The sequence below is a fragment of the Pseudarthrobacter oxydans genome (assembly GCF_013314975.1).
GTDB classification, from domain to species: Bacteria; Actinomycetota; Actinomycetes; order Actinomycetales; family Micrococcaceae; genus Arthrobacter; species Arthrobacter oxydans.
This window is the reverse complement of the sequence record NZ_JABTYH010000063.1, coordinates 1-6,251: the sequence shown is the minus strand read 5'-3', so window position 1 is coordinate 6,251 and position 6,251 is coordinate 1. Positions and strand designations below refer to the sequence as shown.

Annotated in this window: 5 protein-coding genes; 2 read left to right on the top strand and 3 right to left on the bottom strand. The window is 58.1% G+C overall.

Translation table 11 applies throughout. The annotated features are described in order from the left end of the window. Nucleotides 1-226: 226 nt before the first annotated feature. The 3 genes from HTS88_RS21755 to HTS88_RS21745 all read right to left on the bottom strand — a co-directional run bounded on the left by HTS88_RS21755 (nucleotide 227) and on the right by HTS88_RS21745 (nucleotide 3,329). Nucleotides 227-1,177, bottom strand: a complete 951-nt coding sequence (locus HTS88_RS21755) for a LysR family transcriptional regulator (RefSeq protein ID WP_174182248.1) — start codon at nucleotides 1,175-1,177, stop codon at nucleotides 227-229. Between the two features lie 60 nt (nucleotides 1,178-1,237). After that, entirely contained in the window at nucleotides 1,238-2,020 is a 783-nt protein-coding gene (locus HTS88_RS21750; RefSeq protein WP_174182246.1) for an enoyl-CoA hydratase/isomerase family protein, read from the bottom strand. 361 nt (nucleotides 2,021-2,381) lie between these two features. Next, a complete protein-coding gene (locus tag HTS88_RS21745) occupies nucleotides 2,382-3,329 on the bottom strand; it encodes a LysR family transcriptional regulator (protein ID WP_174182244.1) in 948 nt (315 codons plus the stop codon). 494 nt (nucleotides 3,330-3,823) lie between these two features. Between HTS88_RS21745 and HTS88_RS21740 the strand changes: the two genes are divergently transcribed. Beyond that, nucleotides 3,824-4,417 carry a helix-turn-helix domain-containing protein gene (locus tag HTS88_RS21740; protein ID WP_174182242.1) on the top strand — a complete coding sequence of 198 codons (594 nt, stop codon included), beginning with the start codon at nucleotides 3,824-3,826 and terminating at the stop codon, nucleotides 4,415-4,417. Between the two features lie 307 nt (nucleotides 4,418-4,724). After that, the coding region (locus tag HTS88_RS21735; protein ID WP_174182240.1) for a class I adenylate-forming enzyme family protein at nucleotides 4,725-6,251 on the top strand (1,527 nt) is incomplete at its 3' end.

Here is a 6,251-nt window from a genome sequence, read left to right as displayed (position 1 = left end):
GTCTCCACATCCTGTTTTGAGGTGAAGCCGTCGTCGCTAAGTAGCGCCGGCTTCGGAGGACGATGAGAATCTGACAACGGCTGGAACCTGCGATTTCGCTTCGCACGCCTTTACACCAGTCTCCGCGTCTTGTGCTCTTGCTCACAAGACAGCAGTTAGGCATGCGGGCCATACGCAATTTGCATGAGCAATGTCCCGACACGCGCCTGAAACCATCGGTGCCTCCTTACAAATCGTTGGGAGGCATCTCGGAATTGCTCGTTGCAGGCGGGCGCGTGCGACGATCGTTGCGCGCCGCCTTGAGGAACAAACCCACGGCCTCCTGGGCCAGACTGGTGGCTTCTTTCCATACGATTGTCAGAGGTCGGCTCAGCGCTAAATCAGACACCTCGACCTCCACCAGCGCTCCACTTTCGAAGTCATCGGCCAATGCTATGGCTGCCAGCACGACCGGCCCCATGCCGGCTATTGCCGCTGATTTCAACGCGGTATTGGACGCCAATTCTAGGCTTGGTTTCACTTGGTAGCCTGCCGATGACATTGCCCGGTCCAGTGTGTCCCTGGTTCCTGAACCGAGTTCCCGCACCAGCAATGGGGTTTTCGCCAAGTCAGCTGCTGCGATCATGGGCTGAGCACTCCATGGATGACTTGGTGATACGGCTACCGCTAGGCGATCCAGTCCGATCTGATGGTGTCGTAACGACGGCCGCGCTTGAGGTGCCTCAATCAAGCCCACCTCGACCTGCCCACTCTCAACGAGGTCCATGACGTCCGATGAGTTGCCTACAGAAAGGGAAACGGCCGTGTCGGGCGACTCGTAGCGGAGCTGAGCCAGCCAGCTGGGTGCGTAATGCTCCGCAATCGTCATGCTGGCTGCAGCTCTTAGCGAGGAATTCCGTTGTCGGCTGAGTGCATCAACCGAATGTCGGAAATCCTCGGCAGCCCTGAGTAAGGTCAACGCCCAATCGACAACCACTCGCCCTGCAGGAGTTAGTGTTGAACCCCGCGCCCCGCGATGCAGCAGACTGACCTTCAGTGCGCGCTCAAGGGCAGCTACCCGCCGGCTTGCGCTCGGTTGTGCCAACATCAATTCCGTTGACGCCTGCCCAATGCTTCCCGTTCTTGCGATGGTGACAAGCAAGTAAAGGTCATCTAGATCAGGTACGTTGATGCGCATACGGGTTCCTGGTCGCGTTGATCAGTTTCGAGGCGGTACGCAGAGCTACATCACCATCCGTCATTGAGCGGCCGAAAAAAGGGGAGGTCGACGTTCAACGAACGCAAGCAGCCCTTCCTTTACGTCCGGCCCCGTCCCTGCCACCATTCCGCGCCAGAACTCCATGACGTCTGCGGCAGGCACACTTTGAGTGAGAGTCGTGCGCAAGACCCGCTTGATGGACGCTACCGAAGCCGGCGGCATGCTCGAAATCACGCGACCCATCTCACACGCACGATCCACGAGCCCGCCCTGCTCAACGAGCTCACTGACGAAACCGTGGCGCTCGGCGCGTTCGGCGGTCAAAGGGACGCCCAACATCAGCACCTCTGTTGCGATAGCTGGCGGCAATAGGTGGGGGAGCATCGACAACTGGCCGCCGATAGGCACAATCCCAAGCTTTACGCCAGGGGAAGCAAAACTGGCATTTGGTGAGGCGATACGCAAGTCACTGGCGATTGCCAGGCAGAAGCCGCCAGCATATGCTGCTCCGTTCACGGCGCTGATGACGGGCTTTGAGACCATTCCAGGAACGATGAACTCCTTGATATTTGGCTCGCTAAACAGAACGTTGGGGTCACCCTCAAGAGCCTGCTTCAAATCATGACCGGACGTAAACGCCTTGTCTCCCGCCCCCGTCAGGACGATCACGCGTATGTCGTTACGCGCATCCAGTTCATGGAACAGTTCGAACAGCTTCGCGGACATGACGTCGGTTAAAGCATTTCGTTTCTCTTCGCGATCCATGGTGATGACCGCAATCGTGCCATCTTCGATGTCAAGACGAATTTCTCCATCGCTCATAAGTTCCTGCTTTCCAAGTTAACGAGTGCTTTTTGCGAAGTGTCGATTCGTCTGAAGGGACGAAAGGATGATCCGGAGACCGCGTCAGCCAAAAACGGATGTACACAACACGTCGTGCCAAGCTGCAAGCTTCAGACTCACATCTGGTCGTGGTTGGCGGTAGACATCAAAGGGCTATGAGCACATGCGCCCGGTGTATGGCGCACTTGAGGCTGCCTGCTACGGCTGGCCGCAAATGGCCTGGCAGGGGGCTATCCAGGCCCTTTAGACATCCTCCGGCCGCGTACTGAACTTTGCACGAGTTTGGCCCGCTACTTTACTGCAGAGGACCCGGACGCGTCCTGGTCGCACTGAAATCAGGTCAACTGGCGAGTTGCGTTGCCCTCAGCACGCGGCCGTGGGCGCGTCGATCTCCTCGGGCGGCGCTCAATAAGAGACTGACTGCCTCGCGGGAAACGTTGGCAGCGCTGGACCATACTAAGGACAGCGATCGGGACAGTACGAGATTTTCCTCCAGTCTCACTTCGACGAGAGACCCATTCTCAAGCTCACGAGCCAGAGCAATGGCTGGCAGGACTACTGGACCCATGCCGGCGAGGGCCGCGGACTTGAGGGCGGTGTTGGAAGCCAGTTCAAGGGAGGGTTTTGCTGTGAACCCTGCCGCGGACAGGGCATGGTCAAGAGTTTCACGCGTGCCCGACCCCTGCTCGCGAACCAGTAGGCCAACAGATGTCAGTTCCTTGGCAGTCACCCTGCGATTGAAACGTGCCCAGGGGTGATTGGGCAGAACAGCGACGGCTAACTCATCGACTCCTATCGCACGACTCTTGAGCGAGGAGCGTATTTGGGGACATTCCACAAGCCCGAGATCCACCTTCCCTGATTCCACCATGGACATGACTTCACACGAATTCGCCATTGAAAGAGTGACCGTCATCTCCGGCGCCTCTTTGCGCATCTTGGCGAGCCACGTGGGCGCGTAGTGTTCCGCGATAGTCATGCTTACCGCAGCATGAAGCAGGGAGTTTCGTTCTTGTCCTAGGGCGTCAACTGAGTTGGTGAACTGCTCAGTCGCCCGAAGTAGTTTCTCCGCCCAATCGACAACGACGCGTCCACTTGGGGTAAGTGTTGAACCACGGGTGTCGCGATGAAGGAGCTGGATACGCAGCGACCGTTCAAGACTTGCCAGCCTCCTGCTGGCGCTTGGCTGAGTAAGTCTCAGTTCTGAGGCTGCCTGCCCAATGCTCCCAGTTGCCGCTACAGCGACGAGAAGGTGCAGGTCCTGGAGGTCGGGCACTTTGGCGTACATAGTTACCTCCCCTTCAAGGGGCTGTGCGGGTTGAATTCTGGATTTTGCAACCCCTTGTGTTGCGGGAAAGGTGCCACTGGGCCCGGGTATGGACTTTCGTTCAGTACAGCAATCAACGCCTGCACGTGCCCTGACTGCACGACGTCGGAGCGTTCAATCACATCTCCAGCGTCTTGCCAACCAGAAAACTCGAATCGTTCGTCATATCGAACGCTCAGTCCTCCTGAATTCTGTATCATGAGCGCAGTCTATGACGGCTCACACCGTACGGTCAATGCTCTTTTCCAGCAATATCGACCGGTGTGGCCGAACATGCACCGGCTAATTGTCGTTTCTCGTGGTTACTTGTCCCGACGGCACGTATTTGCCCATCGCTTGCCTAGGCTGGGACCCTACTCGTCAGATCGTTGTTTGTGTACGCTTTGAACGGACATCAAGTGTTCGTGCGGAGCCCTTGTATACGTTCACAGGAGTAGAAAGCGCTGGAGGCACAAATGGAGAGCACCGTTGCAAACGAAAACACGCTTGGGGAACGCCTCCATGAACTTCGGACCCAGCATCGCTACAGCATCAGGGGCCTAGCTACGAAGGCAGGGGTCTCAGCGTCACTGGTTTCTGACGTCGAGAAGGGGAAGGTCGAACCGTCAATCTCGACGCTGAATCGTTTGGCTGCCGCAATGGGAACGACGATTACCTATTTTTTTACACCTCAGGCCCAGCCCAGCGGCCGGGTTGTAAGAGCCGCTGACCGCGTGCCGTTTGGGGGCATCGCTGACCCCGCGTCCGACACGCGCCCTGCGTCTGGGACTCGCTTTGAGCTTGCTTCCCCGACGGACCTTCGGTCTATCGATGCAATCTATGGTCGTTATGAGGTGGGTGGGTGGTTCGGGGACGAACCGTTCACACACGAGGGCGAGGAGTGGGGATTCGTGTTGTCGGGTCGCCTTAAGGTGATTGTTGGCGACGAAGTCCACTTCCTGGAGCCCGGGGATTCTATCTGGTTTCCGAGTACGGTGCCGCATCGCATGGAAAATGTGGCGGACACGGCGACTGAATACATCTGGATCGATATTCCGCCAGGGCGTTGACCTGCCTATTTCCGATTGCTTCGTCGAGGCATTCTCTGGTTAATCCCTCTCCTCCCCTTAAGCATGCAGCGACCTGGCGGTCCACTGTAGCCGCCGGCAATTCTTTGCCTGCTGCTTGGTCGCGTGCCATGTGCAGGACGTATGGCCTGCATGCGCAATTGAGGCCTTGTGAGGGCGGCCACAGCTCGCGGAGACTGATGGGGAAAGTTGCGCCGCGAGATCAGACGCTTCAGGCCAGGGCATCGCACACCGTGGCCGATCCAAGGAGCTGGCGCAGTTGGCCGAATATTATTGAAGGGCACCCACCTTGAACCAAGATGTGCAGCGTGTCATTGCAGAATTTTCATCGAGCGACACTACTAGCGAAGCTGTTAAAGCCTTGCACGACAATGCCCGCTCGATGCCGGATAAGATGGCGGTTCTGGACAGCCGAGTCAGTCTGACATGGCGGGAACTCGAGCGGGAGGTGACCTCGCTCGCTGAGGAGCTTCGCGCTTTGAACGTGGGCTCAGGCTCCCCAGTTCTCCTCATGCTGGACTCCTGTGTTGAAGCAATCGTGGCATACTGGGCTGTCCGCGAGCTCGACGCAATCGTCGTCATAGCTGATCCTGGCTGCACTCGCTCGGAATTCGATCACTTCGTGGGCGCCACCCAGCCTGGTTGGGTTTTTGCCACACGCCCGGGGACAATGGAGCGCCTCCAGCTGCCGGAGAAATCAGACCCGGGTCATCCTTCCATGGTCTGGTTCCTTCAGGACCATGATGTAGTTGATGCCAGCATTCGGCCCTGGTTAAGCAGCGTGAGGCACGGCGCACCCCGCCAAGACCGTTTTGCACAAGCGCGCGAGGCGCGAGTCGTGTTGTTCAGCTCCGGTACTACTGGCCAGCCCAAGACGATCCTGCATACTGACTCCAGCGTTCTGGCACTGCATCGCGTCCATAGCCAGGTCTGGAATTTGACGGCAAATGACGTAGTCCTCGGATGCCTGCCGTTCCACTCGATTTACGGTGCGATCTATACAGCGGCCTCCGCGATTTACAACGGCGCGACCCTCGCTTTGATGGAGCGTTTCAAACCAGCCATTGCTTTGCAGCGTATCCAAGAGTGGTGCGTAACCACTGCGGCTATGGTGCCGGCGATGCTGGTGATGATGCTGAACCTTGAGGGCAGGGATCAGTTTGACCGATCAACGCTCCGGGCAATCTACACCGGAGGTGCGCCAGTCAGTGACCTGGTCATGGAGGACTTTGAAGAGTTCGCCGGCGCACCCGTGCTTGCCACGTACGGCCTGACGGAATGTCCCGGTGCCGCCGTTGAACCCGCCGGTTCCGCACACCGCCGAGGTGTCGCCGGCCGCATTTGCCCTGGATTCGAGGCGGTTGCAAGAGATGCCTCCGGCCGGGAATTGCCTTCGGGCGAAATCGGGGAAATTACCTTGCGTGGGCCGTCCAGCATGCTGGGCTACCTAGGTCAGCCGGAGTTAACCAGTCATCGCATCCGGGAAGGGTGGGTTTACACCCAAGACATCGGATATGTCGACAGCAACGGCGACATCTACGTCTCAGGCCGGGACGGTGACATGATCATCCGAGGCGGCCTGAATATAGCCCCAAAGGAAGTCGAGGATGTTTTAGGCAGCCACCCCTCGGTCGTTACTGCCGCCGTTGTGGGCGTCGCGGACGCCGTGTTTGGCCAGCTGGTGAAAGCCTACGTGGTGCCACGTGGCGAAACGGACCTAGCCATCTTGGCGGAAGACCTTCGCCAGCACTGTCTGAAGCATTTGAGCCGCGCGAAAGTTCCCGAGAATATCGTCTTTGTCCCCGAACTCCCTATG